The 26085-nt window shown below is 44.9% G+C and carries 27 protein-coding genes and 1 tRNA gene (1 of these 28 only partly in view); 18 read left to right on the top strand and 10 right to left on the bottom strand.

Going from position 1 to position 26085, the window contains the following annotated elements; genetic code table 11:
* Window positions 1-1958, bottom strand: the 5' portion of a protein-coding gene (gyrA, locus tag ACXHJ1_RS06710; protein ID WP_457905817.1) for a DNA gyrase subunit A. The gene continues 607 nt to the left of window position 1, outside the view; the window shows 1958 of its 2565 coding nt (coding positions 1-1958); its start codon is at window positions 1956-1958; its stop codon lies off the left edge, out of view.
* Window positions 1959-2424: 466 nt separating this feature from the next.
* Here gyrA and ACXHJ1_RS06715 point away from each other — a divergent pair, with 466 nt between their 5' ends.
* Window positions 2425-3252 (top strand): YheC/YheD family protein, encoded by an 828-nt coding sequence (locus tag ACXHJ1_RS06715; protein WP_457905818.1) that lies wholly within the window; start codon window positions 2425-2427, stop codon window positions 3250-3252.
* 141 nt (window positions 3253-3393) lie between these two features.
* Here ACXHJ1_RS06715 and gyrB read toward each other — a convergent pair whose 3' ends face one another.
* From gyrB to dnaA, 6 genes are all read right to left on the bottom strand, one after another.
* Window positions 3394-5304: a DNA topoisomerase (ATP-hydrolyzing) subunit B gene (gene gyrB, locus ACXHJ1_RS06720; protein ID WP_457905819.1), complete on the bottom strand. Its 1911-nt coding sequence runs from the start codon at window positions 5302-5304 to the stop codon at window positions 3394-3396.
* 31 nt (window positions 5305-5335) lie between these two features.
* Entirely contained in the window at window positions 5336-5587 is a 252-nt protein-coding gene (gene remB, locus ACXHJ1_RS06725; protein WP_007433255.1) for an extracellular matrix regulator RemB, read from the bottom strand.
* A 16-nt stretch (window positions 5588-5603) separates the two neighbouring features.
* Window positions 5604-6719 carry a DNA replication/repair protein RecF gene (recF, locus tag ACXHJ1_RS06730; RefSeq protein ID WP_016822439.1) on the bottom strand — a complete coding sequence of 372 codons (1116 nt, stop codon included), beginning with the start codon at window positions 6717-6719 and terminating at the stop codon, window positions 5604-5606.
* Window positions 6720-6773: 54 nt separating this feature from the next.
* Window positions 6774-6992, bottom strand: coding sequence for a S4 domain-containing protein YaaA (yaaA, locus tag ACXHJ1_RS06735; protein WP_016822440.1), 219 nt, complete (start codon window positions 6990-6992; stop codon window positions 6774-6776).
* Window positions 6993-7029: 37 nt separating this feature from the next.
* Window positions 7030-8172 carry a DNA polymerase III subunit beta gene (dnaN, locus tag ACXHJ1_RS06740; RefSeq protein WP_016822441.1) on the bottom strand — a complete coding sequence of 381 codons (1143 nt, stop codon included), beginning with the start codon at window positions 8170-8172 and terminating at the stop codon, window positions 7030-7032.
* A 186-nt stretch (window positions 8173-8358) separates the two neighbouring features.
* A complete protein-coding gene (dnaA, locus tag ACXHJ1_RS06745) occupies window positions 8359-9705 on the bottom strand; it encodes a chromosomal replication initiator protein DnaA (protein ID WP_013368644.1) in 1347 nt (448 codons plus the stop codon).
* Between the two features lie 1078 nt (window positions 9706-10783).
* Here dnaA and rpmH point away from each other — a divergent pair.
* The 11 genes from rpmH to ACXHJ1_RS06800 all read left to right on the top strand — a co-directional run bounded on the left by rpmH (window position 10784) and on the right by ACXHJ1_RS06800 (window position 21155).
* Window positions 10784-10918 (top strand): 50S ribosomal protein L34, encoded by a 135-nt coding sequence (gene rpmH, locus ACXHJ1_RS06750; protein ID WP_007433250.1) that lies wholly within the window; start codon window positions 10784-10786, stop codon window positions 10916-10918.
* A 259-nt stretch (window positions 10919-11177) separates the two neighbouring features.
* Window positions 11178-11528: a ribonuclease P protein component gene (gene rnpA / locus ACXHJ1_RS06755; RefSeq protein ID WP_013373922.1), complete on the top strand. Its 351-nt coding sequence runs from the start codon at window positions 11178-11180 to the stop codon at window positions 11526-11528.
* 71 nt (window positions 11529-11599) lie between these two features.
* Complete coding sequence (locus ACXHJ1_RS06760) at window positions 11600-12469, top strand: YidC/Oxa1 family membrane protein insertase (protein ID WP_016822442.1); 870 nt, start codon at window positions 11600-11602, stop codon at window positions 12467-12469.
* Window positions 12466-13224 (top strand): RNA-binding cell elongation regulator Jag/EloR, encoded by a 759-nt coding sequence (gene jag, locus ACXHJ1_RS06765; protein WP_016822443.1) that lies wholly within the window; start codon window positions 12466-12468, stop codon window positions 13222-13224. Before ACXHJ1_RS06760 ends, jag begins: the two co-directional genes overlap by 4 nt.
* Window positions 13225-13354: 130 nt before the next feature.
* Complete coding sequence (gene mnmE / locus ACXHJ1_RS06770) at window positions 13355-14731, top strand: tRNA uridine-5-carboxymethylaminomethyl(34) synthesis GTPase MnmE (protein WP_016822444.1); 1377 nt, start codon at window positions 13355-13357, stop codon at window positions 14729-14731.
* Between the two features lie 98 nt (window positions 14732-14829).
* Window positions 14830-16719 (top strand): tRNA uridine-5-carboxymethylaminomethyl(34) synthesis enzyme MnmG, encoded by a 1890-nt coding sequence (mnmG, locus tag ACXHJ1_RS06775; protein ID WP_016822445.1) that lies wholly within the window; start codon window positions 14830-14832, stop codon window positions 16717-16719.
* Entirely contained in the window at window positions 16719-17441 is a 723-nt protein-coding gene (gene rsmG / locus ACXHJ1_RS06780; RefSeq protein ID WP_044786764.1) for a 16S rRNA (guanine(527)-N(7))-methyltransferase RsmG, read from the top strand. The genes mnmG and rsmG overlap by 1 nt, the downstream gene beginning before the upstream one ends.
* 386 nt (window positions 17442-17827) lie before the next feature.
* Window positions 17828-18646, top strand: coding sequence for a nucleoid occlusion protein (gene noc / locus ACXHJ1_RS06785; RefSeq protein WP_107733627.1), 819 nt, complete (start codon window positions 17828-17830; stop codon window positions 18644-18646).
* Window positions 18647-18832: 186 nt separating this feature from the next.
* On the top strand, window positions 18833-19594 hold the full coding sequence (locus ACXHJ1_RS06790) for a ParA family protein (protein ID WP_013373915.1): 762 nt from the start codon (window positions 18833-18835) through the stop codon (window positions 19592-19594).
* Window positions 19587-20429, top strand: a complete 843-nt coding sequence (locus tag ACXHJ1_RS06795; RefSeq protein WP_107733628.1) for a ParB/RepB/Spo0J family partition protein — start codon at window positions 19587-19589, stop codon at window positions 20427-20429. The genes ACXHJ1_RS06790 and ACXHJ1_RS06795 overlap by 8 nt, the downstream gene beginning before the upstream one ends.
* Before the next feature lie 204 nt (window positions 20430-20633).
* Window positions 20634-21155, top strand: coding sequence for a DUF4446 family protein (locus tag ACXHJ1_RS06800; protein WP_016822449.1), 522 nt, complete (start codon window positions 20634-20636; stop codon window positions 21153-21155).
* Here ACXHJ1_RS06800 and yyaC read toward each other — a convergent pair.
* Complete coding sequence (gene yyaC, locus ACXHJ1_RS06805; RefSeq protein WP_019689093.1) at window positions 21109-21711, bottom strand: spore protease YyaC; 603 nt, start codon at window positions 21709-21711, stop codon at window positions 21109-21111. The two genes, ACXHJ1_RS06800 and yyaC, sit on opposite strands and share 47 nt — an antisense overlap.
* 250 nt (window positions 21712-21961) lie before the next feature.
* Here yyaC and ACXHJ1_RS06810 point away from each other — a divergent pair, with 250 nt between their 5' ends.
* From ACXHJ1_RS06810 to ACXHJ1_RS06820, 3 genes are all read left to right on the top strand, one after another.
* Window positions 21962-22912: a mechanosensitive ion channel family protein gene (locus ACXHJ1_RS06810; protein WP_107733629.1), complete on the top strand. Its 951-nt coding sequence runs from the start codon at window positions 21962-21964 to the stop codon at window positions 22910-22912.
* Entirely contained in the window at window positions 22902-23126 is a 225-nt protein-coding gene (locus tag ACXHJ1_RS06815) for a DUF951 domain-containing protein (RefSeq protein ID WP_016822452.1), read from the top strand. The genes ACXHJ1_RS06810 and ACXHJ1_RS06815 overlap by 11 nt, the downstream gene beginning before the upstream one ends.
* A 77-nt stretch (window positions 23127-23203) precedes the next feature.
* A tRNA-Ser gene (locus tag ACXHJ1_RS06820) sits at window positions 23204-23294 on the top strand.
* 208 nt (window positions 23295-23502) lie between these two features.
* On the opposite strand, the gene ACXHJ1_RS06825 is transcribed toward ACXHJ1_RS06820, so the two are convergent.
* Window positions 23503-23820 carry a hypothetical protein gene (locus ACXHJ1_RS06825; RefSeq protein ID WP_016822453.1) on the bottom strand — a complete coding sequence of 106 codons (318 nt, stop codon included), beginning with the start codon at window positions 23818-23820 and terminating at the stop codon, window positions 23503-23505.
* A 366-nt stretch (window positions 23821-24186) separates the two neighbouring features.
* Window positions 24187-24381, bottom strand: coding sequence for a YjzC family protein (locus tag ACXHJ1_RS06830; RefSeq protein WP_013373906.1), 195 nt, complete (start codon window positions 24379-24381; stop codon window positions 24187-24189).
* Window positions 24382-24699: 318 nt separating this feature from the next.
* Here ACXHJ1_RS06830 and rpsF point away from each other — a divergent pair, with 318 nt between their 5' ends.
* Genes rpsF through rpsR form a run of 3 tightly spaced genes read left to right on the top strand, consistent with a single transcriptional unit; the run spans window position 24700 to window position 25819 of the window.
* A complete protein-coding gene (rpsF, locus tag ACXHJ1_RS06835) occupies window positions 24700-24984 on the top strand; it encodes a 30S ribosomal protein S6 (protein WP_025366259.1) in 285 nt (94 codons plus the stop codon).
* A gap of 49 nt (window positions 24985-25033) precedes the next feature.
* A complete protein-coding gene (gene ssb / locus ACXHJ1_RS06840; RefSeq protein WP_010346813.1) occupies window positions 25034-25525 on the top strand; it encodes a single-stranded DNA-binding protein in 492 nt (163 codons plus the stop codon).
* Between the two features lie 21 nt (window positions 25526-25546).
* Entirely contained in the window at window positions 25547-25819 is a 273-nt protein-coding gene (gene rpsR, locus ACXHJ1_RS06845) for a 30S ribosomal protein S18 (RefSeq protein ID WP_013312800.1), read from the top strand.
* The last annotated feature ends 266 nt before the right edge of the window (window positions 25820-26085 follow it).

Raw genomic sequence — 26085 nt, forward strand, 5'->3', positions numbered from 1 at the left:
GTCAGCTTCACTTCGATCAGGGCGTCATCTTCACGCAAGTTAATGGCAATCAGGCCGCCTTTGCGGATATTCGCATAGTCATCAAGAGGTGTTTTCTTAATAATCCCATGCTGGGTCGCAAAGAATAGATAACTATCCTCCACAAATTCCTCAATTGGAATTACTGCATTGATCGACTCACCCTGCTCAATCTGAATCAGGTTAATAATCGGTGTCCCCCGAGCTGTCCGGCTTAAATCCGGAATCTCATAGGCCTTAATCCGGTATACCTTGCCCTTGTCCGTAAAGAATAACAAATGATGATGTGAATTCGTAATGAACAGATGCTCTACGAAGTCCTCATCTTTGGTATCCATACCTACTACACCACGACCACCGCGTTTTTGACTACGATACGTAGTAACAGGGAGGCGTTTGATATATCCAGTATGGGTTACAGTAATAATAACGTCTTCACGCGGAATGAGATCCTCATCCAGAATACTTTCTTCACCCACTGTAATTTCAGTGCGACGTTCATCGGCGAAGCGTCCTTTCAACTCATTCAGCTCTTCGCTAATGATGTTGAGTACCAGATGCTCATTCGCCAAAATTTCGCGGTATTCCATTATCTTTTGAATTAGCTCGTTATATTCGTTCTCGATCTTCTCACGTTCCAAACCGGTTAAGCGTTGAAGACGCATATCGAGAATAGCCTGAGCCTGCTCAAGAGTCAGTGAGAAACGCTCAATCAGTCCTTCACGGGCTGCTTCTGCAGTTTGGGAAGAACGAATCAAGGAAATAACTTCGTCCAGATGGTCAAGAGCAATACGCAAGCCTTCCAGAATGTGTGCTCTAGCTTCGGCTTTTTTCAGATCAAATTCTGTCCGACGACGAATAACCTCAACCTGATGCTTGAGATAATAATACAAGACATCTTTCAGGTTCAAAATCTTCGGCTCATTGTTTACAATCGCAAGCATATTGATACCGAAATTGGACTGCATGGCCGTATGTTTAAACAAATTATTCAGAACGACGTTCGGGTTCACATCTCTACGCAACTCGATCACAATACGCATACCCGTACGGTCGGATTCATCGCGAAGATCCGTAATGCCCTCAATACGCTTGTCACGTACTAGTTCAGCAATTTTCTCGACCAGACGAGCCTTATTCACTTGGTAAGGCAGCTCATGCACGATAATCCGTGCTTTATTGCCAATCTCCTCTATGGTGGTCTTTGCACGCATGGTCACAGATCCGCGGCCAGTCTGGTACGCTTGACGAATGCCTGAGCGACCTAAGATATAACCTGCTGTTGGGAAATCGGGGCCTTGAATGTAGTCCATAAGTTCCATCGGCGTAATGTCAGGGTTTTCGATCAGTGCTTGTACACCATCAATAACCTCTCCCAAGTTATGCGGAGGAATGTTGGTTGCCATACCAACTGCAATCCCGCCGACACCGTTAACCAGCAAGTTAGGATAACGTGCAGGCAATACGACAGGCTCGTTCTCTTCACCATCGTAGTTAGGCATAAAATCAACGGTCTCTTTGTTCAAATCACGGAGCATTTCCATGGCAATCTTGGACAGCCGTGCTTCAGTGTAACGCATTGCTGCTGCCATATCTCCATCCACGGAGCCAAAGTTACCGTGTCCATCCACCAACATATAACGCAAGGAAAAATCCTGCGCCATCCGCACCATCGTATCATATACAGCCGTATCACCATGAGGGTGATACTTACCGATAACTTCACCGACGATTCTTGCCGATTTTTTATAAGGCTTATCTGGCGACATGCCTAGCTCGGACATCGCATACAGAATACGACGGTGTACCGGCTTCAGTCCGTCCCGCACATCAGGCAAGGCACGGCTAACAATAATACTCATGGCATAATCCATAAAGGATTCGCGCATTTCCACTCCGATATCCCTATTGATGATTTGCGAGTTATTTTGATCCGCCATGCTGGTCCTCCTTCTCATCCTTCAATACAGCGCTCTCTATGTGAAAAGCCTAACAAGACACTGCCTATATACTCCGCTCCTTGCGCAGGATTTTGGCTGAAATCCTCATCTGTATAATTATATTACTTTCACAAAAAGAGCACAATTAAACGCATTTGTCCTCTTTACAGCGTAAAACCCTCGTCATTCCCCTTCTGCCTGTAGCAGATTGCTATTTTCTTGTACAACTTACAAGCCCTGATTATAACAAATTCCCCTGAACTGGGGATTAGCCCCCACCCTAAGGGCCTTTTCCACATACAATACGTATACGGTCAGGGTTCTACTTAGCAAAATTCCGAAAAACGCCGTATTTCTCTATTATATCATTGTTTTACGCGCTTGTCCTTTAGTTTCCCTTGTTTTGTTAAAGGGTGTGAATTCCAGGTACATGACTCATATTTCGAAAAGAAAGGGATGAGAATACTTGTCTATTCAGCGAGTATCCAGTAAGTGGGCCAAAACAAATGCCATTCTTCCCCATCCGACATTGGCCGCTTATATACCGGAAACACGTTTGTACACGTTTGAGCATCTGAATGAAATGTTGGCGGTGTATGGAACTGTCTATATTAAGCCGGATAATGGTACCTACGGCAAAGGGGTTATGCGTGCAGAAAGGCAGACAGAGCAGCTTCCGCCGACAGAAGAAGGAATCATCGAGGAGAGAACTTGGTATGTACTTCGCTATGAAGTAGATATCCTCACCTTTGAAAGCCTGGATGAGCTGCATAGGGTGGTTTCTTCTCGTATAAAGAAACGTCCATATCTGATACAGCGCGGAATTCCTCTTCTTCAGCATGAAGCCCGTCCCTTCGATCTGAGGGTATTGACCCAGATGAACTTGAAACATCACTGGGAAACAACGCTTATTGTAGGACGTGTAGCTGCTCCTGACAAAGTCGTCACCAATCATCACAGCGGTGGGACAACGCGTTTTTTCAATGAATTGGTGGCTCCATATATGGATGTAAAGGAAGCCGTACGACTGGAGCAAAAATTATCGAAAATGGGCGAGCGAGTAGCCTGGCAGCTACAAAAAAGATACCCTCGTTTAAGGGAAATCGGGTTAGATGTGGGATTGGACCAGCAAAACTATCCATGGATTTTGGAGGTCAATACAAGACCAGCCATCAAAGTGTTCGCTTCCCTCCCAAATAAAGGCCTCTATCATAAAATATTCAGATATGCAGTAGGCTACGGCCGGTATACGGCATCCACAGGTAAACCTGTACGCTCTAAGAAAAAGGCCTAAAACATTGAAATTAAATATTCAAATCCATCCGGGCTGGTTAATGACAAGAAAAGGGACGCCCATTTGGGCGCCCCTTGTACACTCTTGCTTATACAACCCTAATGAACAGATAACATAGCCATCAGGATGGAATAACACACATTAGAAATCTAGGTTTTTCACGTACTTCGCATGTTCTTGGATAAAGTCACGGCGAGGCTCTACATTGTCACCCATTAAGGTATTGAACAGTGTATCAGCCAGCATCGCGTCACTGACAGTTACCTGCAGCATTGTACGGCTCTCTGGGTCCATCGTGGTTTCCCAAAGTTGGGTCGCATTCATCTCACCCAAACCTTTATAGCGCTGTACATTGTACTTCGCATTTTCTCCAAATTCCTTGATGATCTCGTCACGTTCCGCTTCAGAGTTCGCATAACGCACAACTTTGTTACGCTCAACTTTGAATAGTGGTGGCTGAGCAATGTATATATAGCCTGCATCAATGATTTTGCGCATGTAGCGATAGAAGAATGTCAGCAACAATGTGCGAATATGAGCACCATCGACATCGGCATCTGTCATGATAATAACCTTGTGGTAACGGGCTTTGCTGATGTCAAAATCATCTCCAATCCCTGTACCCATTGCTGTTACCATTGACCGTATTTCATCACTGGACAAAATACGGTCCAAGCGTGCCTTTTCCACATTCAGGATCTTACCGCGAATTGGCAAAATCGCTTGAAAGTGACGATCACGCCCCTGCTTGGCCGATCCCCCTGCTGAGTCACCTTCGACGATGTACAGTTCACTGATCGAAGCATCCTTAGAGGAGCAATCCGCCAGCTTACCTGGGAGCGAACTGATTTCCAGCGCACTTTTGCGACGTGTAAGTTCACGCGCTTTGCGTGCTGCTTCCCGGGCACGAGCTGCTTGTAACGATTTATCAACTACACGGCGGGAGACGGACGGGTTCTCCTCCAGAAATTCCTGAAGTTTCTCTGCGAACAGGGACTCGACAATTCCTCGAACTTCACTGTTGCCAAGCTTTGTTTTCGTCTGACCCTCAAACTGTGGTTCAGGAATTTTGACGGAGATAATCGCTGTCAAACCTTCGCGTACATCGTCACCGGTCAAATTGGCATTGTTGTCCTTAATCAAGCCATTTTTGCGTGCATAATCGTTAATAATCCGGGTTAATGCACTCTTGAAACCTGATTCATGAGTTCCGCCCTCATGAGTATTGATATTGTTGGCGAAAGAATAAATATTCTCGGTATAGCTGTCGTTATATTGCAATGCAACTTCGACTTGAATCATGTCACGAGAGCCTTCGACATAAATCGGCTGTTCATGCAGGGCTTCTCTTTTTTGATTCAGAAACTGCACATATTCACTGATTCCACCCTCATAGTGGAATGTATCGCTGACGCCTGTCCGTTCATCGGTCAAGCTAATTGCAATGCCTTTGTTCAGGAAAGCCAGCTCACGAATCCGCGTCTGCAGCGTATCATAGTCATATACGGTCGTTTCGGTAAAGATTTGTTCGTCCGGATAGAAGGTCGTTTGGGTACCTGTCTCTTCGGTGTCACCGATGACTCTGACATCATACTGTGGGGCACCACGATGGTATTCCTGCTCATATACATGTCCATCCCGTTTAACATGAACAATCATTTTGCTGGAGAGCGCGTTCACCACGGATACACCAACCCCGTGCAGACCACCAGACACCTTGTACCCTCCGCCTCCGAATTTACCACCTGCGTGAAGTACGGTCATTACGACTTCCAGCGCTGATTTTTTCATTTTGGCGTGTTCACTTACCGGAATACCGCGGCCGTTATCTGTAACGGTAATGCTATTATCTTTGTGAACGACAACTTGAATGCTGTTACAATAACCCGCCAGCGCTTCGTCAATACTGTTGTCCACAACTTCCCAGACCAGATGATGGAGCCCCTTGGCGCTCGTGGAGCCAATATACATCCCGGGACGTTTCCGAACCGCTTCCAGGCCTTCGAGGACCTGAATCTCGCCCGCATCATAAGACGGTTGATTCATAGACATGCCTTTCACCTACTTCTATAGATTTCTATGGTTAAGCATTGGCAACAAACTGGTTTGCCCGCTTTTTGAGTGTTGTTGAGGAGATGGGGGAATAATACACCGTATTCTGAGTCACTACGATGGACTTGGCTTCCTCTTCGCCAATCATCTCGACATGCTTTTGCTGTTGGGCGTGGTTCACGTATTGTTTGGAGATTTTAGAGGATTTTTCAATCGAGATATCGAAAATAGCCACAAGCTCGGACGAGCGGATGATCTTTTCTCCACCCAGATGAATATACATAGCAGTCACTCACTCCTTAGTGTTCCACATGCCCGTCGTGGACGTGATAAATATGGGCACCCTTAAGTCGTTCTGCGTTCAACGTCTCAATCCCGGTTGCCGTGATAAAGGTCTGTACCTTGCTTTGGAAAGTCTCGATCAGTTGAGTCTGACGATAGGGGTCCAGCTCAGACAATACATCATCCAGTAGCAGGATAGGATACTCCCCAATTTCCTCATGAATTAATTCTATTTCGGCCAGCTTCAAAGACAGGGCCGTCGTCCGCTGCTGCCCCTGAGAGCCATACGTATGCACTTCTCTGCCGTTAATGGCAAAGGCCAAATCATCACGATGGGGTCCCGCCAAAGTCATGCCACGGCGGATTTCCTGTTCCCTCATTTGGGATAACTTTATCATAAATCGCTCCAATAAGACAGCTTCATCTTCTTCCTCTGGCTCACCGAAGGAGGGAACATAGGTTAATTTTAACTCTTCTGTCCCCCCTGCAATCCCTTCATGAATGGCTTGGGCCCACTTTTGTAGCTTTGTTATAAATTGTTTCCGCTTTTTTACAATTTTAACACCATGCTCAACAAGTTGCTCATTCCATACCTCCAGCATCAGCTGCACGGACGCCATATCTTTACCCCAAGCTTGCTTGAGCAGATTATTTCGCTGAACCAGCACTTTCTGATATTGCTGCAAATGATACAAATATCCTGGCGCAACCTGTCCGATTTCCATGTCAAGAAACCGGCGGCGAACCCCCGGTGTTCCTTTGACAATTTCCAGATCCTCGGGCGCAAACATGACCACGTTTAACGAACCGATAAAATCGCTCAGCTTTCGCTGCTCTAGCCCGTTGATCTTTGCTTTTTTGCCTTGTGTGGATAACGAGAGATCCAATCTGATTTTCCCGTATTTTTTATCCACATCGGCAGCTAGATGGGTGGAAGTAGCCCCGAAAGAAATTAATTCCTTATCGCGGGACGTTCGGTGACTTTTAGTCAAGGCCAATACAAAAATCGCCTCAACCAGATTCGTTTTGCCTTGCGCATTTTGTCCGATCAGCAAATTAACGGGCCCGAATTCATTCAGCTCCAACTGTTGATAGTTCCGGTACTGCTGCAAAACAATGTTGTTCACAAACACATAGGGTCCCCCTTGTTATTCCGCACCTAAAAGGAGTCCTTGCCGTTCAGGCGATCATGCTCCTGCCGTAACCTCGAAACGTCCAATGTCCTCTACTTCTACGGTATCGCCTGGGTACAATTTTCTCCCCCGACGTTCTTCTGGCTCACCATTAACGCGGACTTGTCCCTCCTGCAGCAGGGCTTTAGCCATGCCTCCTGTGGATACACAATCGGCTAATTTCAAAAATTGATCGAGCTTGATGTATTCGGTCTGTATAGATATTGGTTTCAAGGCCTGTTCATCCTTTCGCTTGTTCGGGTGGGTGACGCTAGTTGGTTGTGCGATATGGCAGGATGATGTACAGCGCATTGCTGGAATCTGCCGGTTTTAAAATAATGGGGCTCATAATGCCAGTAAAAGCAATCGTCAACTGCTCGCTGTCAATCACCTTCAGCACGTCGAGCATATATTTGGAGTTGAACGAGATTTTGAGTGGCTCTCCCTCAAATTTAGACACATTTACTTCCTCACGCACTTTACCAAGCTCAGATGAGCTGGAGGAAATCTCTAGATCACCGTTTTCCAACGATTGCATTTTTACAATATTCGTTTTTTCCTCACGGGACAACAAATAAGCACGGTCAATAGACTCGCTCAAACTTTTTGTGTCCACAACCAGTTCTGTTTTGTAGGAAGTCGGAATAATTCTAGAAGTATCAGGATAGGTGCCATCCAAGATGCGGGAATAAAATAACACGCGATCCACCTTAAATAATACCTGATTGTCCGCTACGACGATATCCACAAGCATATTTTGATCCGGAATAATTCTGCTCAGCTCATTGAGCGTTTTACCTGCAATGACAACATTGCTAAAACGCAAGCCTTCAGAGGTCTCCAAATGAGCGCTGCGGGTGGCAAGGCGGTGGCGGTCCGTGGCGACAAATTTCAATTCACCCTCAGCCAGATTCCACAATACACCCGTCAAAATAGGTGTCGTTTCATGGGTAGAGATGGAGAATACCGTCTGTTTAATCATATTTTTAAGCAAATCACCTGGCACAGAGATGACTTGATTTTCTTCAATGTTGGGCAGCACCGGGAATTCCTCAGGGTCCAAACCAACAATTTGAATTTCAGTAGCACCGGATGAGATAAAGGTTTGGAATTGGTCTTTTACCTCCATGCGGATCTCCTGAGACGGCAACTTTTTAATAATTTCGACAAAGAATTTAGCGGGCAGCACTACACTGCCAGGTTGTTCGATCTGAACGACAGTTTGGTCACCATCCTCCATCGGAATAAAGGATTGAATAGAGATGTCTGTATCGCTGGCGGTCAGTGTGACTCCCTGGTGATTCACATCCAGCTTAATACCACTCAGAATTGGAATGGTGGTCCGACTGGATATCGCTTTGGATACATGTTGTATAGCCTCGTTCAAAACGTTTTTCAGAATGCTAATCTTCATAAGTTCCTCCTACGGGTTTTAATCCTGCAAGCACGCGTTGATGCGGGCCTTATATAGGTGATGTATATCTTTAAAATATATTAGTAATAGTAATAGGCGCACTGAATATGTGGATAACTATCTGTAACCCTAATAAAATCAAGCCTATCCACATGTGTATAAATTGTGTATAGGCTCTGAACTTGTTCAGGTTGGATTTTTGATTTTTTCTATTAGGTTGTTGATAACTTTAAATAGATCCTGATCCACTTGAATGGATTTGGAGATTTTTTCGTGCGCATGAATGACAGTCGTGTGATCACGTCCACCAAAAGCTTCGCCGATTTTCGGCAAGGAATAGTCGGTTAGCTCACGGGAAAGATACATGGCAATCTGCCGTGGAAAAGCTACAGCCTTCGTCCGCTTACGCGCTTTAAAATCCTCTAGCCGTAGATTATAAAATTCCCCGACTTGATGCTGTATATCCTGAATCGTGATCATTTTTGGACGGCTGGATGGGATAATATCCTTTAACGCCTCAGCCGCGAGATGGCTTGATACATCCTGATTGGTTAAGGAAGAATAAGCGACAACGCGAATGAGCGCCCCCTCCAGCTCGCGGATGTTTGTATCAATTTGATTCGCGATATACATCATGGCCTCATTAGGAATATCCAGGTTTTCTGCCCGCGCCTTTTTCCGAAGAATAGCAATTCTCGTCTCCAAATCCGGCGGTTGAATATCCGTAATAAGTCCCCACTCGAAGCGAGAGCGCAGCCGTTCTTCCAGCGTTGGAATTTCTTTAGGCGGTCGATCGCTTGAGATTATAATCTGCTTGCGTTCCTCATGAAGCGCGTTGAACGTATGGAAAAATTCCTCTTGCGTCGATTCCTTGCCCGCAATGAATTGAATATCATCAATGAGCAAAATATCAATGTTGCGATATTTATTCCGGAAACTCTCTCCGCGGTTGTCCCTGATGGCATTAATGAACTCGTTCGTAAACTTCTCCGACGATAAATAAACGACCTTGCTGGTCGGATTATGCTCCAAAATATAGTGACCGATAGCATGCATCAGATGCGTTTTCCCCAGACCTACACCACCGTATAGAAATAGCGGATTGTAAGCTTTGGCCGGCGCCTCGGCGACGGCCAGCGATGCCGCGTGGGCAAAACGGTTCCCCGATCCAATGACAAATGTATCGAATGTATATTTGGGATTCAGCATATGGGATACAGCTTCTTCTTGAACGACCGGCTGCTGCTGAGGTTGTTGCTGAAGGTCAACCTCGGCGGGCTTGTTCTCTTCAATAACGAACTTGACCTCTAAATGTTTGCCCAAAATCTCATAAACCGTTGCTCCGACTAACTTGGTATAGCGGCTTTCAAGCCATTCCACGGCAAAAGTTGTCGGTGCAGAAATCACAATGGAGTGGTCATTTAGTTTCGCTGCCTTGGTAGCCTTAAACCAAGTGTCGTAACTCGGCTTACTCAGCTTGGTTTGTATGATGGATAGAATTTGCTGCCATAGTTCAGAGGTATGGCTGTCCACAGACGTCACTCCTTTTAAATCCTGACATTTTGCCGAATTAAGCTGCAGAGAGCTGCTCCCGGCGCTTCGGCAAAACGCCTAAAATCACAAAAATATTGTTGAAGGCCATAAAAAGACATACCGCCGCCTAAATCATGCGGCAGTGTAGTGAGAGAACGCAGCACAAAATGCCCTGAAAAATAGTAATGGAAAATTCCACTGCTGATCAGCAGAAGAAAGGCGATATTTCTCAGGAAGGAATGTGCGGCACGATCCGTTCTCTTGATCCCGCAGGCCAAAACGGGACTGCAATATGTCGAAATCAAATGAAAAATGTAGAATATATCCCCAGAATCCCGAATCCGCACAAAAATAAAAAGATGGATAAATTGAACTTGTTCACAACTTTATCCACAGGGTGTTGATAATATGGAGGGTAAAACAACATATTCACATTCAAAAGTAATATCATCATAGCAAAAGAAGCCTTGTATTTCAATGACTCGTGGTTATTTATCCACAAATTCAATCTGTTGTGTACAATTTTTATTCACAACACAAGATATTGTTTATAATTTGTTCAGTTTTCGACAATAACTCTTTTTTGCTCTAAAATGTTATGCACAGGTTATGACCATTTAAATCACAATTCCATTCTTTTTGTGGATCTGTGTATAACATCCGTTGCCTTTTGGTTACACCGGGTTGTTTTTGTGTTGAAAATTTCCGGTAACGTTTCCGACAATATTTTTGACGAAACTGATAGTGGGGATTTGGAACGGCCTGGATTTAAGCCGTAAATGAATAGATGAAAAAAAGGGCAGTTTTTAGATAGGAACGTAAGCTACAGTAAAATGCTGATGAATGTTGATCATGGAGAAGAAACGAAAAAATCGGGAATAAAGGGATAGAAAAGAGTAGAGTGGGTGATGCGAAAAGAGGGAGAGGGCTTGTGAATGTGAAAAAGAGGGAGAGAATTCAGAAGTACATTGACTTTGACCGCTATTTGTGGTTAAATGTACAAAGGTGTTTTTTGTGGAGATTGCTATGTTAGGTATATTCCATATAAAACGTATTCCTTGTAAGGAGGTGCAGCACAATGAGACCGACTTTCAGACCGAATGTCAGCAAACGTAAAAAAGTTCACGGCTTCCGTAAAAGAATGAGCACGAAGAATGGCCGTAAAGTTTTGGCAGCTCGTCGCCAAAAAGGTAGAAAAGTATTGAGTGCGTAATGCGTGCATAAAGACCACTACGGTGGTCTTTTTTTTCATAATTGAAGTGTTTATGGATCGGATGCTTCTTCTATATGTAGAAATGTAGTGTAAAAAGAGGGACAAGTCCTACATCCTGCCCTATATTAGATGAAGTTTTTGAAAACGGATATAAAATAAGCGAGATTACCATGTTGGAATATTGTCCATACTTCTTACTATATAAGAGGTAAGGATTACTTACCGATATGTGTAAAAGAAATGAGCAAGGAGAAGCGCCGTGCAAAAAAAATTGCGTCTACGAAACCGGGCGGACTTTGGGCGCGTATACCGCCATGGCAAATCTTTTGCCAACCATCAGTTTGTGGTGTACTGGTTCCGCCGCAGAGAGGTAGAGCAGTTCCGCGTCGGAATTTCGGCTAGCAAGAAGATCGGCAATGCAGTTGTACGCAACCGGATGCGCAGGATCGTTAAGGAAATCGTGCGCCATCATGAGCAGGAATTGGTGGAGCAGATTGACCTGATTTTTATCGTTCGTAAGGGTGCGGTTACTAAGTCGTATCAAGAGCTGGAGAAAAGCGTGCTGCACGTTTTGCGCAAAGCCTCGCTGCTCAAGTCTACGCGCCGATAGTCAGTATCTTTGTCCTACAGGATATGGTATGATTTACGTTGGAATGGATTGGTTAAGAAAGGGGTTATGAAGTGTCGCGTTTGAAGACTCAACGAGGAAAATGGTTCCTCCTGATTGCCTTATTGGCACTTGTTGCTGTGCTGTCCGGATGTACCCAGGCGGCTCACAATTCTTACACGACGGCAGACTTGGCCAATGGATCTTGGTGGCAAAGATATGTCGTTTACTGGTTTTCGTATGCGCTGGATACATTTGCCCAATGGTTCTCTGGAGAATATGGCCTGGCCGTACTGATTCTGGTGATCATTGTGCGTACTATTATTTTGCCGCTTACACTCAAGCAAGTACGCAGTTCCAGAGCAATGCAGGCTATTCAGCCGCAATTAAAAGAAATTCAAGCGAAATACAAGGATACACCTGAGCGAGTCCAGCAAGAAACGATGAAATTGTTTCAAGAAAACAAGGTTAACCCAATGGCGGGCTGTCTGCCTTTGTTAGTACAGATGCCCATTTTCATCGCGCTTTATAATGCCATTTATTATAACTCGGCATTGCGGGATCATGACTTTTTGTGGCTCCAGTTAGGTAAACCGGATCACTTCTTTATCCTGCCGATTCTAGCAGCGATTACGACTTTTGTCCAAACTTGGATGATGATGAAAATGAATCCGACACCGCAGCAAGGACCCATGCAATTTTTGCTGTATGTCTATCCGGTGCTGATTCTATTCATGTCGTATAACTTCCCGTCTGCTTTGCCGTTGTACTGGTTTTTTAGTAATATTTACACGATTGTTCAAAACTATTTCCTTTATCGGAATAATGATAAGGACGCAGCATTGGCTAATGTAAAAACAGCGAGTCTCGCGAAAACAGGTTCCTCTAATAATAGTAAGAAAAAAGGCGGCAAAAACACGAAGGGGGCTAAAAAGTCGAGATGACCAAAGTCGTGACATCAGGAAAAACCGTTGAAGATGCTGTAAGACAAGGACTCTCCCAGCTGGGAGTAAGCCGTGAACGGGTAACCGTAAACGTGTTGGAACAGCCGTCAAAAGGATTCCTGGGGTGGCTAGGGGTCAAAAAGGCGAAGGTGGAGCTTACGCTGCTTTCTGAGCCGTCTCCTGAAACCACACACACGGCTGAACCTCATGTATCGGCTCAAGCACCTTCTGACGTGGGACAGGCTGTATCACAAGCTGGGTCTGTTGCGCAGGAAGCACAGATGAACATGGAAGCATCCAGGGGACATATAGATCCTTATGAAGAGGCGGTGCGTTTCATCCGTGAAACAGCTGCAGGAATGGGACTCGACGTCGAAGTCGATGTCCGTCATCGCAAGGATGAAAGTACACTGGATATCTCCGGTCCATCGCTCGGTATGCTGATTGGCCGCAGAGGACAGACATTAGATGCATTGCAGTACCTGACGAATATTGTTGCTAACCGTCATTCTGATAAATTTATCCGAATTGTGCTGGATGCCGAGCAATTTCGTGCACGTCGGCGGAAAACGCTGGAGGATTTGGCGGAACGATTAGCGAACCAGGCTGTTCGTTACGGCAAGGAAGTGGTACTGGAGCCAATGCCGTCCCAGGAGCGGAAGCTGATTCATGCCAAGCTCCAGCAGCATGCGCTGGTTAGAACATACAGCAAGGGGGACGAGCCTAATCGGCGCGTTGTCATTGCCAAGAAATAATCCGACGCAATGGCTCTCTGCAAGCTGCAGAAGCCATTGCTTTTTTTCTTATATTTCACACAATGAAACGGGTGCCGTCCTTGATGAAGGGCGGCAATGCCGTTTTTACTTGATAGGAGGTAGAAACGATATGCTGAGCGATACCATAGCTGCCATTGCAACGGCTGTCGGCGAGGGCGGCATTGCAGTTGTGCGGGTCAGCGGTCCAGAAGCGGTCACGGAAGTGGAGGCTTTGTTCCGTAGTAAAACGCCCTTAAGTAAGGCTCCAACGCACACGGTACACTATGGACATATTATAGATCCTCAAAGCCAAGAGAAGGTGGAGGAAGTTTTAGTTACAGTGATGCGGGCACCACGCTCTTTTACAACAGAAGATGTGGTAGAGATCAGCACTCATGGCGGGGTGGTAGCCGTTAAACGGGTGATGGATTTGTTACTGCTGCAAAATATACGTCTGGCTGAGCCAGGTGAATTTACGAAACGCGCTTTTTTGAATGGTCGTATTGATCTGAGTCAGGCGGAGGGCGTTATTGACTTAATTCGTTCCAAATCGGATAAAGCCTTTTCGATGGCTCTGAAGCAGGTGGATGGGCAGCTGTCCCAGAATATTCGTCGTTTGCGTCATGTATTGGTGGAGACACTTGCTCATATCGAAGTAAACATTGATTACCCTGAGCATGATGTAGAATCCTTTACGTCTGAGTTAATCAAGGATAAAAGCAGCCAAGTCATGGCAGAAATTGATCGGCTGTTGCACACAGCGGAGCAGGGGAAAATTTTGCGTGAAGGGCTGACTACAGCGATTGTCGGAAGACCGAATGTAGGCAAATCGTCGCTGCTAAACACGTTGGCTCAGGGCGAACGGGCGATTGTGACCGATATTCCGGGTACGACCCGTGACGTTATCGAGGAGTATGTGACGATTAATAATATTCCGCTCAAGCTGTTGGATACAGCTGGAATTCGCGAAACGATGGATGTCGTGGAACGGATTGGGGTAGAGCGTTCGAGAACGGCAGTTAGTGAAGCGGATCTGTTGCTCATCGTTATGAATGCCAACGAACCACTACATGAGGATGAAATGGCATTAATGGAACAAATCCGCGGTAGACAAGCGATTGTTATTATGAATAAAATGGACTTACCGGCCCAAATAGACCGGGATTTGTTGCTGCGCTATGTTCCTGAAGAGCTTATTGTGCCGATGTCTGTGAAGGAAAATGAGGGAGCAGATCGGCTGGAGCAGGCTATATCGAATTTATTCTTTAGCGGCAAGCTAGAATCAGCGGATATGACGTATGTCAGCAATGTACGGCATATTGCTTTGCTGAAGAAAGCGCGCCAATCGCTGGTAGATGCCTATGAGGCCGCTGATCAATTTGTTCCAATTGACATGATCCAGATTGATGTAAGGCTGGCATGGGAGCATTTGGGTGAGATTGTAGGCGATACTGCGCATGATGCGTTAATAGATCAAATATTCTCACAATTCTGTCTGGGCAAGTAGAACATTCAAGCATGGCTGTTTTAAGCCTGCTATCGTCATAGATACACAAGAGCATATTCGGGGTGAAGACTCGAATGTATAAGGGAGGCAAGAGAGGTATGGGATATCAAGGAGGCGACTATGATGTGATCATCGTCGGTGCAGGCCATGCGGGCGTAGAATCCGCCTTGGCAGCGGCACGGATGGGCTGTCGTACATTGATGATCACAATTAACTTGGATATGGTCGCATTCATGCCCTGCAACCCGTCTATTGGTGGTCCCGCAAAGGGTCATGTAGTACGGGAAATTGATGCATTGGGTGGCGAAATGGGTCGGAATATCGACAAGACATTTATCCAAATGAGAATGTTAAATACTGGTAAGGGTCCTGCCGTGCATGCCTTGCGCGCACAAGCAGACAAGTTCTCTTATCAGCATGCGATGAAGGAAACGATGGAGAAAGAACCGAATCTGACCTTACGTCAAGGCATGGTTGAAGAGCTGATTATAGAAGACGGCCAATGCGTAGGTGTGATTACGAAGACGGGCACAGAGTATCGTAGTAAAGCAGTTGTCCTGACGACGGGCACCTATCTGCGCGGAAAAATCATTATGGGTGAGCTGATGTATGAGAGTGGTCCGAACAATCAGCAGCCTTCGCTGAGACTTTCTGAACATTTGAGAGAGCTTGGGTTCGATCTCGTTCGCTTTAAAACAGGGACGCCACCACGTGTGCATAAGGATACGATTGATTTTAGCAAAACAGAAATACAGCCAGGCGATGATCAGCCGAAGTTCTTCTCCTATGAAACGAAGTCCTCGGATAATGAGCAGTTGCCTTGCTGGCTGACGTATACTTCAGTGGAAACACATCAGATTATTAATGATAATTTGCATCGTGCACCGATGTTCTCTGGTCTGATCGAAGGAACGGGACCACGTTATTGCCCCTCTATTGAAGATAAAGTGGTGCGTTTCAGTGATAAGCCGAAGCACCAAATCTTTCTGGAGCCTGAGGGTAAAAACACATCTGAATACTATGTTCAAGGCTTGTCAACAAGCTTGCCAGAGGATGTGCAATTAGCAGTATTACGTACCATTCCAGGGATGGAAAAAGTAGAAATGATGCGTAACGGTTACGCTATTGAGTATGATGCGATGGTACCTACTCAGTTGTGGCCTACTTTGGAAACGAAAAAAGTACCTGGCTTGTTCACAGCAGGTCAGATTAACGGGACATCTGGTTATGAAGAAGCTGCGGGTCAAGGAATTATGGCTGGGATTAATGCAGCTCGCAAGGTGCAGGGCAAAGAGCCCGTCGTACTGGATCGTTCTCAAGGCTACATTGGGGTTCTGATTGACGACCTGGTGACAAAGGGTACAAATGAGCCATATCGTTTGCTGACATCCCGTGCAGAATACCGTCTGTTGTTGCGGCATGATAACGCGGATCTGCGATTGACTCCGATCGGGCATGATATTGGCCTGATAACAGACGAACGATACGAGCGCTTTTTGGATAAAAAACAAAAGGTAGAGCAAGAAATTGAGCGTTTGCGCTTAGCTAAAGTTCGTCCGGTTGATGTAAATGAGATGCTGGAGCAAGGCGGATCTGCACCGATACAGGACGGCAGTAATTTGTTAACAGTGCTGCGTCGACCTGAGATCAGCTATGCACAAGTGGCACAAATTTCGCCTTCACCTGTAGCTCTTACTGAGGAAGAGCAAGAACAGGTGGAAATCCAAATTAAGTATGCGGGCTACATTGAAAAGCAATTAATGCATGTAGAACGCCTGCAAAAGATGGAGAAGAAGAAGCTCCCAGAGGATATCGCATACAATGAAGTTCAAGGCTTGGCCATTGAAGCCAAGCAGAAGCTTGAAAAGATCCGTCCGATGTCCATCGGTCAGGCATCCCGTATCTCCGGTGTAACTCCTGCGGATATTTCCATTTTGCTGGTTTATCTGGAGCACTATAACCGTGTAACGGCAGCGAGGGGATCTTAATGGACGCGATACAACAGCAGTTTAAGCAGCGGCTGGCAGAGCATAGCATTGTGATTAATGACAGTCAGTTAGAGCAGTTTGAAACGTATTACCGTGTGCTGGTTGAATGGAATGAAAAAATGAACCTGACGGGCATTACTGAGCGAGATGCAGTGTACACCAAGCATTTTTACGATTCTGTTTCACTTGCCTTTTATGTTCCGTTAAATGATGTGGGGAGCCTGGCTGACATTGGGTCAGGTGCTGGTTTTCCTGGGATTCCCTTGAAAATATGCTTTCCACATATTCAATTGACCATTGTAGACTCATTGAACAAACGCATACAATTTTTAGCTCATGTTGTAGAGCAGTTGGGACTGGAAAATGTCGAACTGATTCACAGCAGGGCAGAGGAATTGGGGCGCAAAGCAGGATATCGTGATAGCTATGATCTGGTCACAGCCCGGGCTGTTGCCCGTCTCGCGGTACTAAATGAATTTTGTTTGCCTTTTGTCCGTGAGGGAGGCCACTTTGCAGCGATGAAGGGTAGCGACCCAACCGAAGAAATCAGGGAAGCCTCCTACAGCTTGAAAGAGCTAAAGGGAAAAATCAAGCATGTTCAGGCCTTTCAGCTACCTGTTGAGGATGCAGCCAGACATATGATTATTATTGAGAAAAGAGCAGCTACACCACGGAAATACCCGCGTAAGCCAGGTACTCCTTTGAAAACACCTTTAGTGTAAGTGTTTGAAAAAAAGTGAATGTTTCACGTGAAACATTCACTTTTTTTATGGTTTATAAACTCCTTGCTTAAGATGACTCCTTGCCGAATGCCCTCTACATAATTTATTCTTTTATCCTTCTGAAAAGCTGTTAGAGACGATAGGATTATGACTGGAAAAGTGATAGAATAGAGATAATCGTTTTAGTGTAAGTTGGCTGCTTCCCGTACCCATGATTTCAGATATACATATAGGGAAGTGGGACAACAAATGTCAGGGGAGTACGTGGAGTGTACCCGCTTACGGCGCTGTTTCATATAGAAGGGTCTACAATCCCCGTAAGGAACTGTTTTTCACGAAGCGCTGTTTGTATGGTGCTATTATGAAATTAGGTGGTATTATACGGAATGAAAGAACAATTTTCCAAGCTATTTGGTTTGACGGAGCGCTCCAATGGGGACGAAATAAAACAAATTCCAGTTCGGGATATTGTCAGCAGTCCTTATCAGCCCCGCACCATATTTGACGACGAAAAGATTGATGAGCTATGCCAGACTATTAAGACGCATGGTGTAATTCAACCGATTGTCGTTCGTTTCCGTAATGGACAATATGAAATTATAGCAGGGGAACGTCGTTGGAGAGCTGTCACCAAGCTGGGTATGGAGACGATTCCAGCCATTGTTCGTGAGTTTAATGATTCACAAGCTGCATCCATCGCGTTGATTGAGAATCTTCAGCGGGAGGGCCTAACTGCGATTGAAGAGGCTGTAGCTTATCAAAAGCTGATTGACCTGCATCAACTCACCCAGGAAAGCCTCGCTCAGCGACTTGGCAAAAGCCAATCCACTATTGCTAATAAGATACGGCTGCTTCATTTGCCGGAGAGAGTGAAAGAGGCTCTAATGGAGCGGAGGGTGTCCGAGCGTCACGCTCGTGCATTATTGTCGTTAGAGACCGAAGAGCTACAGTACAAGGTTTTAGATGAAGTGATTGCTAAGGAACTCAATGTGAAGCAAACAGAGGCACGAGTTGCCTTCTATAAACAAGTATCCACGATTAAGAAATCTAAGCGGATTTCCTTTACCAAGGATGTCCGGCTTGCGCTGAATACGATTCGTCAATCCATTGATATGGTGTCTGGCTCAGGGTTGGATATCAAAACAAAGGAATCTGATCATGAGGATCACTATGAGATTGTCATTCAAATTCCCAAACGTAAGTAAGGGATGAAGCGTACAGCGGCAGCAATTGCCGCTTTTTCTGTCTAACGCCAACATAAAACCGCAGCATACTCGTATTCTATTTTGAAATTGCCGTTATCCGTAAGTTAAGGACTAAGTAACGTCTTCATAGAGCTTTTGCAATCATGGAACGTAGCAGGATTCCGATTAAATTATGAGGTGAATGAAGTGTCAAAAATAATAGCCGTAGCCAATCAAAAGGGCGGAGTAGGCAAAACGACTACTTCCGTGAATTTGGGCGCCGGACTTGCTTCCCTCGGCAAAAGGGTATTGCTCGTGGATATCGACCCGCAAGGTAATACAACTAGCGGTGTGGGTATCAATAAGGCGGATGTGGCAAATTGTATTTATGATGTACTCATTAACGAAGTTGACCCTAGCGAGGCGATTATCAGTACACAGGTTGAGGGATTGGATATTATCCCGGCAACCATCCAATTAGCTGGTGCTGAAATCGAGCTGGTACCAACTATTTCTCGCGAATTGAGATTAAAAAGATCACTTCAACTCGTCAAGCATAATTACGATTATATATTAATAGATTGCCCTCCATCACTGGGGATTTTGACGCTCAATTCCTTGACGGCTTCCGATTCAGTCATTATTCCAATCCAATGTGAATATTACGCGCTGGAAGGATTAAGCCAATTGTTGAATACCGTGCGATTAGTACAAAAACATTTAAATACCTCATTGCAAATTGAGGGTGTGTTGCTAACCATGTTTGACGCCCGCACGAACTTGGGTATTCAGGTGATTGAAGAAGTGAAAAAATATTTTCAAAGCAAAGTTTATCAGACGATTATTCCACGCAACGTGAGACTCAGCGAAGCACCATCACATGGCCAGTCCATTATTACGTATGATCCCCGGTCTCGTGGGGCAGAGGTATATATTGAGTTGGCAAAGGAAGTGGTATCTTATGAGTAAACGGTTGGGAAAGGGACTGGACGCACTTATTCCCTCCCTTACAGTCAGTGAAGAGGATAAGGTTGTTGACATTCCGCTCAGTCAGTTGCGGGCGAACCCATACCAGCCTCGGAAAACGTTTGATGAGGAGTCCATTAAGGAATTAGCGGAATCCATTCGTCAGCACGGTGTTATCCAACCCATTATTGCGCGTAGTGTCTTGAGAGGGTATGAGATTATAGCCGGGGAAAGACGGTTTCGGGCCTCTCAATTTTGCGGGAATCCAACCATACCTGTGGTTGTTCGCAATTTTACAGATCAGCAGGTAATGGAGATTGCCCTGATTGAGAATTTGCAGCGTGAAAACTTAAATGCAATGGAAGTGGCGGTGGCTTATCAGGGGTTAATGGATCAGTTTTCTTTAACTCAGGAAGAGTTGTCCATGAAAGTGGGAAAATCACGTTCACACATTGCCAATTTTCTTCGTTTGCTCGCATTGCCTGAGGAGGTTAAAGATCATGTTTCACGTGGAACATTGTCTATGGGGCATGCTAGAGCAATTGTCGGGCTCAAAGATCCAGACATGGTAAAACAGCTGGCCATGCAATGTATTGAGCAACAGTGGAGCGTTCGTGAACTTGAGGAAGCCGTACAACAGTTGGATCATAAGCCTGGAGAAACAAAAGCTAAAGCAAAGGTGCGAAAAAAGGACCCCTATATTGACCATATGGAAGAGTCCCTGCGCGAGCGTTTTAAAACAACTGTGAAGATCAAGCACAATAAAGATAAAGGAAAAATCGAATTGAATTATTACAGCCAGCAGGATTTGGAAAGATTACTGGAGCTATTACAGTAGTCTGTAAAAATATGGACATGTCTCCTTGAGTGAAATGGAAAGTGAGATATGTCTTTGCTTTGTCTGGAATTGCAGGAATTAGAATGGTTTTGATGGATAAACTAATAGCCTTGTGTTATTTGTCTCGCTGTTCTCAAACGTTTAAAATAAAAGGTAAGCAAAGCAGTAACATGATTTTTGAGGTAGAGGGGTAGAAACAAACATATGGCTGAATTGAATGGACTAATCATGGAGCAGCTTGCTGGTATTGTTGCAGGGATCGTGCTTATTTTGCTTATCCTGTTGATTGTTGTTATTGTACAGGGATCAAAGCTGAAGAAGATGCGGCGAAAGTATGAAACCATGATGGCAGGCAGCGGGGTAGAGAATTTGGAGACGCTGCTGATTGATTTAAAGGTACAGATGGATACGATTGAAGATGAGCAGGAAGCCCACCGTGCAAGTATGAAATCACTACGCAGCAAACTGACTGGCTTGAAGGGACATATAGGCATCAAACGCTATAATGCCTTTGGTGAGAGAGGGAGCGATCTAAGCTTCTCTCTGGCTATTGTAGACGATAATCAGGACGGAATAGTATTGACCGGTATTTATAACCGGGATGGCTCATATGTGTATGCCAAGCCTCTGGAAGCGGGACAATCTTCTTATTCCTTATCACCTGAAGAGAAAGAAGCTATTACTCTTGCGCAGCAAGTAGGACAGACCGGTAATGCCACTCCTTAATTGCGGAGTATAAGCTACTAGCTATGATATCTGATAATTTCATGACCAAATTTAGTCTTGTATTTTGTAACACAAAGTATTCCATGAAGCCGCCGACGTTAACGATACCAGTCAAATGGATATCGCCGACCGGCGGTAATTCTTTATTTACACCTGCTCCAGGCTTGAGAGGACCCTCTGCAACCTGAATGCATCCAACACTGGAGGTTTGTCCAAGACATGCGTCTATCCCAATGATATAAGGCTGTTCGTATCGGTCATGTATGCCGTTCAGCGTCGTTTGAAGGTTCATAGCATGTACAGGCTCATCTAATGTTCCATACAAGTTAAACAGGGGGCTTTTATAGCGTGACAAATGGGTGCCAACGAGCGGACCAAGGCAATCTCCAGTAGAACGATCGGTGCCGATGCAAATGATGACGATATTTTGCAGACTCCGTGCCTGATGCAGATGGAACAGCAAACGATGGATGATGGCTGATTGGATCCCGGGATCGGTGTGTGATATTTTTAAGCTTAGGGGTTCTTGCCCCGGAATGAAGTCAGAATGAGTCATGGAATCTTCCTTTCGTCCTGTAATGGAGCGTGCAGGTTGTGCTCGCCTACTTTTAAGATTTCACTTGGCCTGCGGGTAACAATTATTCTCAAGATAGTAGCTAGTATATGGATAAACTTGCGTTTTTATACTCGGGAAAAGTAGATTATTCATAGTCGTATGTTTGAAGTCGGGAGATATGCTTATATAGATAGGAAATAGAATGTGGGAAATAGAAAGAGTGGTTCCCTGGTTTGAGGAGGAGTACAGCATGACCTTTATACATTGGTTGGCCGGTAATTTAGACACGGATGACGTAGTGCAAGGTGCGATTCATTGGAAGGATGCTGTATGGAAATGGCTTACAGATAGTGCGATGTGGTCGACCTTTTTGTTTGTGGTTTTGAAAATCGTAATTATTTTCATCATTACACGTATCTTTATTCGAGTTATTAATAAAATTATAGATAAGTCGATGGAGCAAAAGGGAGATAACGGCAGATTCCGATTGAATACCAGACGGTTAACGACTGTGGGCGAACTGCTAAAAAATGTAACAAATATTGTGTTCAATTTCATCTTGATTATGCTGGTGCTATCGCAAATGGGTATAAATCTAGGCCCTCTGATTGCTGGAGCTGGAGTGCTTGGGTTGGCTGTAGGTTTTGGGGCACAAAGCTTGGTTAAGGATGTAATTACCGGATTCTTTATTATATTTGAGGATCAATTTGCCGTAGGAGACGTCATTCAGACGGGAACTTTCAAGGGGACGGTAGAAATGATTGGGCTGCGTACAACCAGGCTGGTGAGCTGGAAAGGTGAGGTGTATATTTTACCGAACGGCTCCATTACGACGGTAACGAACTTCTCCATGTCCAACGCGTTGGCGGTGGTAGATGTGCCGATGAAGGCGGAGCGTAGTCTGGAGGAAGCCGTCAGCTTGGTAAAACAGGCGATCCAAGGTATCGAAGAGTCCAATGCGCAGATACTTAATATGCCGGATGTGTTAGGCGTTCAGTCCATGACTACATCAGAGTATATCGTACGGGTTGTGGCGGAATGTATGCCGAACACAGGGGCCTTGGTAGAGCGTGATATTCAGAATAATATCAAGAGGGCTCTAGAGGACGAGGAACATCGTCAGGCCGCACTGGAGACGGCGATCACCCTTGAAAAAGAAGATGAGTCAGTAAGAAAAGGGGGAGAGAAGGGTGGAGCGTAAGTCGTTTGAACTAGGGGATATTGTGCAGATGAAGAAGCCTCATCCATGTGGAACGAACGAGATGGAAATTATCCGGATGGGGATGGATATTCGAATCAAATGTGTCGGATGCCAGCATAGTGTGCTGATTCCGCGTGCCAAGTTCGAAAAGAATATGAAGAAAGTGCTGCGCTCAAAGTCCAGCGCTGGCGAGCAAAATTCGGAAACCATTTGAGCAGAGAAAGTGGATCATGGTGAACAAGAAATCAGCTTGCGTCATGGTAGCAATGATGATATAATTATCCTTGCTGCGGAAAGGTACCCAAGAGGTCCAAGGGGGCTGACTCGAAATCAGTTAGGCGTCGCAAGGCGTGCGTGGGTTCGAATCCCACTCTTTCCGCCACTAACTTCATGAACTTGATCAATCTCTTACGTCTGCTGACGTAGGGGATTTTTTGGTTTATGGAAATAAATCATTATTAGGTTATAAAAATGAATGTAGCGATATCGAAGAAATGATTAAGAACCTCTTGGTGAATGAATAAGGTGTTAAAGTAAAAGAAAAGCTCCTAACAGCGTTTGAAATAATTGCCGTCAGGAGCATTCTTTTGTTATAGCTGGTTAGGCGGGTAATGATAGCGTTTTGTTCTCTTTGAGCCAGAGATCATCAGAAGGATAGCAGCGATCAAATGGAGTGCCCAGCCAACAAAAGGAATCCAGGCTAGCAAGGAAGTGAGTACTCCCCAGACAGAACCGTAGATCGCTTCCTGATTGCGTAACGACAGGATAAGTGTTACTGCATGCAGGACAAGCATAAACCCCAGTGCTGAGTAGCCAGTCCCCATGACAATAGCTCCTCCCACAATCGGTACAGCCAGCACCAATTCGAATATACCTGATATCCACTTTAATATACGAGAATAGCTCATCTTTAAACCTCCGTAGATAGTAGGTCTTTGTACTTGGATATATTCTAGCAGAAGGAGCTGAATTAATCTGCATTTTATCAGCATATGCAAAAAGTCCGATAATGCAACAAAGGAGGACCACAAAGGTCCTCCATCGTAGGCGATACATTTTTAACAGGATACGATCTGTCCAATCACATCATGAAACTCGGTGTACTGACTAGCAATACCGTGTTGAAAAGACAGTGTCCTTTTACACAAACCTAACGCTTCTAATGCCCGGAATGGATCTCCTAACAGTTTGTAAGGCTACGTTGTCCAACGGAACCACACCTCTCTGTTGTATCGCCTAATCATAATATGGCCAGGATTCCGAAGAAATATACATTAGTGGACACGAGCTTTCGTTTTTTTCTTCCACTTGCGATTATGGTTGGTGGTCTTCGGAAAAGAATCGCCTCTTTCCAACGTTATTTGCTGCGGGTTTTGGATTTCAGTATGAAAGCTTTTTTCTCCAACCTCCATATATACGCCGTCATTTGGGACCTTATCCCCGGGTACGAACTCAGTCTTTTCACCCATACGGTTGTGCCTCCTTAGATAATGAATTTGGACTGCAACGGTTATTGTGCGCTGTCTTAAGCAGAAACATGCGAAATCAGGGCACACAGATAGTAGTTAATCAAAAATGATTTCCTTTATATATGCAAAATTTGTGAAGTGATATAAAAATGTATAAAGCTAATAATAGGTTGTGTGTGAACAGCTTTTAGCCTTGTGCTCGAAATTGCAGGTTGCATTCAGGTGCTCGATTTGGTAAACTGTTTTAGTGCGAGTTTAGGCTCGTTCCTTGCTCTCAACTGAGATTGAGGGCCTTATGTCCATAAGGAGGTGTAAAGAATGCGCAAATATGAAGTGATGTACATTATTCGTCCTGACATTGAACAAGAAGCTGTTCAAGCGACAGTCGACAAATTCCAAGGTATCATCTCTAACGGCGGTGGCGAAATTACGAGTCACGATGTAACTAAACGCCGTCTTGCGTATGAGATCAAGAAATTCCGTGATGGTTCTTTCGTTCTGGTAAACTTCACAGCAGAACCTGCTGTTGTTACTGAGCTTGAGCGTATCATGAAAATTTCTGACGAAGTAATTCGTTATCTCATTACGAACGACGTAGCTTAATTATTGTACGTGATTATGTAATGAACAACGCTCAAAGGAGGGGATTGGATTGTTGAACCGTGTCATTCTGATCGGTCGTTTGACCAAAGATCCAGAGCTGCGCTATACACCGTCTGGTGTAGCAGTAACCCAGTTCACCCTGGCTGTAGACCGTCCGTTTACAAGTCAAGGCGGCGAACGGGAAGCGGATTTCTTGCCGATCGTAACCTGGCGTCAGCTTGCTGAAACATGCGCTAACTATCTTCGTAAAGGTCGTTTGACGGCTGTTGAAGGCCGTGTACAGGTGCGTAATTATGAGAACAATGAAGGAAAACGTGTATACGTGACTGAAATTGTTGCTGATAATGTACGTTTCTTGGAATCTAACCGCGATAGCGGCAACGGTGGCGGCAATAGCGGTGGAGGTATGCGTGAGGAGTCTCCTTTCGGGGGCGGTAACAGCAATAGTGGACGCGGGAATAATAACTCGCGAAACAATCAGGATCCTTTTTCCGATGACGGAAAACCGATCGATATTTCGGATGATGATTTACCATTTTAATTGGGAAAGGACTGACAAAGAATGGGCTTCAGACAAAGAGAAGGCGGAGACGATAACAAAAGACCAGCTCGTCGTGGTGGTCGCAACAAACGTCGTAAAGTATGTTTCTTCACTGTGAACAAAATTACTCACATTGACTATAAAGATACAGACCTGCTTAAAAAATTCATCAGCGAACGTGGAAAAATTCTTCCTCGTCGTGTGACTGGAACAAGCGCGAAATATCAACGTATGTTGACAATCGCTGTTAAACGTTCCCGTCAAATCGCATTGCTTCCTTACACTACTGAATAGTAGTGGGTGGAAAGAAAAGATGTCCCCAATTATGGGGACATCTTTTTTTATGATTTTTTTTATTGACAACAAGTGCCATCTATTGTAACTTACTAATAATACAATCCATGTTTACCCATTAAGTATGATTTACCTTTTAGTGGCTTAGGAAATTACAAGCTCCCCAACTCGCCAGAGTACACATTTCAATCATTCGGAATGTTATTTTATATTACATAACACTCAGTTTTTTGTCATTTTCCACAAGTAAATTTCATAAACTTTAC

The organism is Paenibacillus sp. ALE2 (genome assembly GCF_054113385.1).

Coding starts and splice junctions, on each gene's coding strand:
- gyrB (WP_457905819.1), bottom strand. CDS start 5,304: ATGTCTATGAATCAACCGTCTTATGATGCGGGCGAGATTCAGGTCCTC.
- remB (WP_007433255.1), bottom strand. CDS start 5,587: ATGTATATTCATCTGGGTGGAGAAAAGATCATCCGCTCGTCCGAGCTT.
- dnaN (WP_016822441.1), bottom strand. CDS start 8,172: ATGAAGATTAGCATTCTGAAAAACGTTTTGAACGAGGCTATACAACAT.
- rpmH (WP_007433250.1), top strand. CDS start 10,784: ATGAGACCGACTTTCAGACCGAATGTCAGCAAACGTAAAAAAGTTCAC.
- jag (WP_016822443.1), top strand. CDS start 12,466: ATGACCAAAGTCGTGACATCAGGAAAAACCGTTGAAGATGCTGTAAGA.
- mnmE (WP_016822444.1), top strand. CDS start 13,355: ATGCTGAGCGATACCATAGCTGCCATTGCAACGGCTGTCGGCGAGGGC.
- mnmG (WP_016822445.1), top strand. CDS start 14,830: ATGGGATATCAAGGAGGCGACTATGATGTGATCATCGTCGGTGCAGGC.
- rsmG (WP_044786764.1), top strand. CDS start 16,719: ATGGACGCGATACAACAGCAGTTTAAGCAGCGGCTGGCAGAGCATAGC.
- noc (WP_107733627.1), top strand. CDS start 17,828: ATGAAAGAACAATTTTCCAAGCTATTTGGTTTGACGGAGCGCTCCAAT.
- ACXHJ1_RS06795 (WP_107733628.1), top strand. CDS start 19,587: ATGAGTAAACGGTTGGGAAAGGGACTGGACGCACTTATTCCCTCCCTT.
- ACXHJ1_RS06800 (WP_016822449.1), top strand. CDS start 20,634: ATGGCTGAATTGAATGGACTAATCATGGAGCAGCTTGCTGGTATTGTT.
- yyaC (WP_019689093.1), bottom strand. CDS start 21,711: ATGACTCATTCTGACTTCATTCCGGGGCAAGAACCCCTAAGCTTAAAA.
- ACXHJ1_RS06810 (WP_107733629.1), top strand. CDS start 21,962: ATGACCTTTATACATTGGTTGGCCGGTAATTTAGACACGGATGACGTA.
- ACXHJ1_RS06825 (WP_016822453.1), bottom strand. CDS start 23,820: ATGAGCTATTCTCGTATATTAAAGTGGATATCAGGTATATTCGAATTG.
- ACXHJ1_RS06830 (WP_013373906.1), bottom strand. CDS start 24,381: ATGGGTGAAAAGACTGAGTTCGTACCCGGGGATAAGGTCCCAAATGAC.
- rpsF (WP_025366259.1), top strand. CDS start 24,700: ATGCGCAAATATGAAGTGATGTACATTATTCGTCCTGACATTGAACAA.
- rpsR (WP_013312800.1), top strand. CDS start 25,547: ATGGGCTTCAGACAAAGAGAAGGCGGAGACGATAACAAAAGACCAGCT.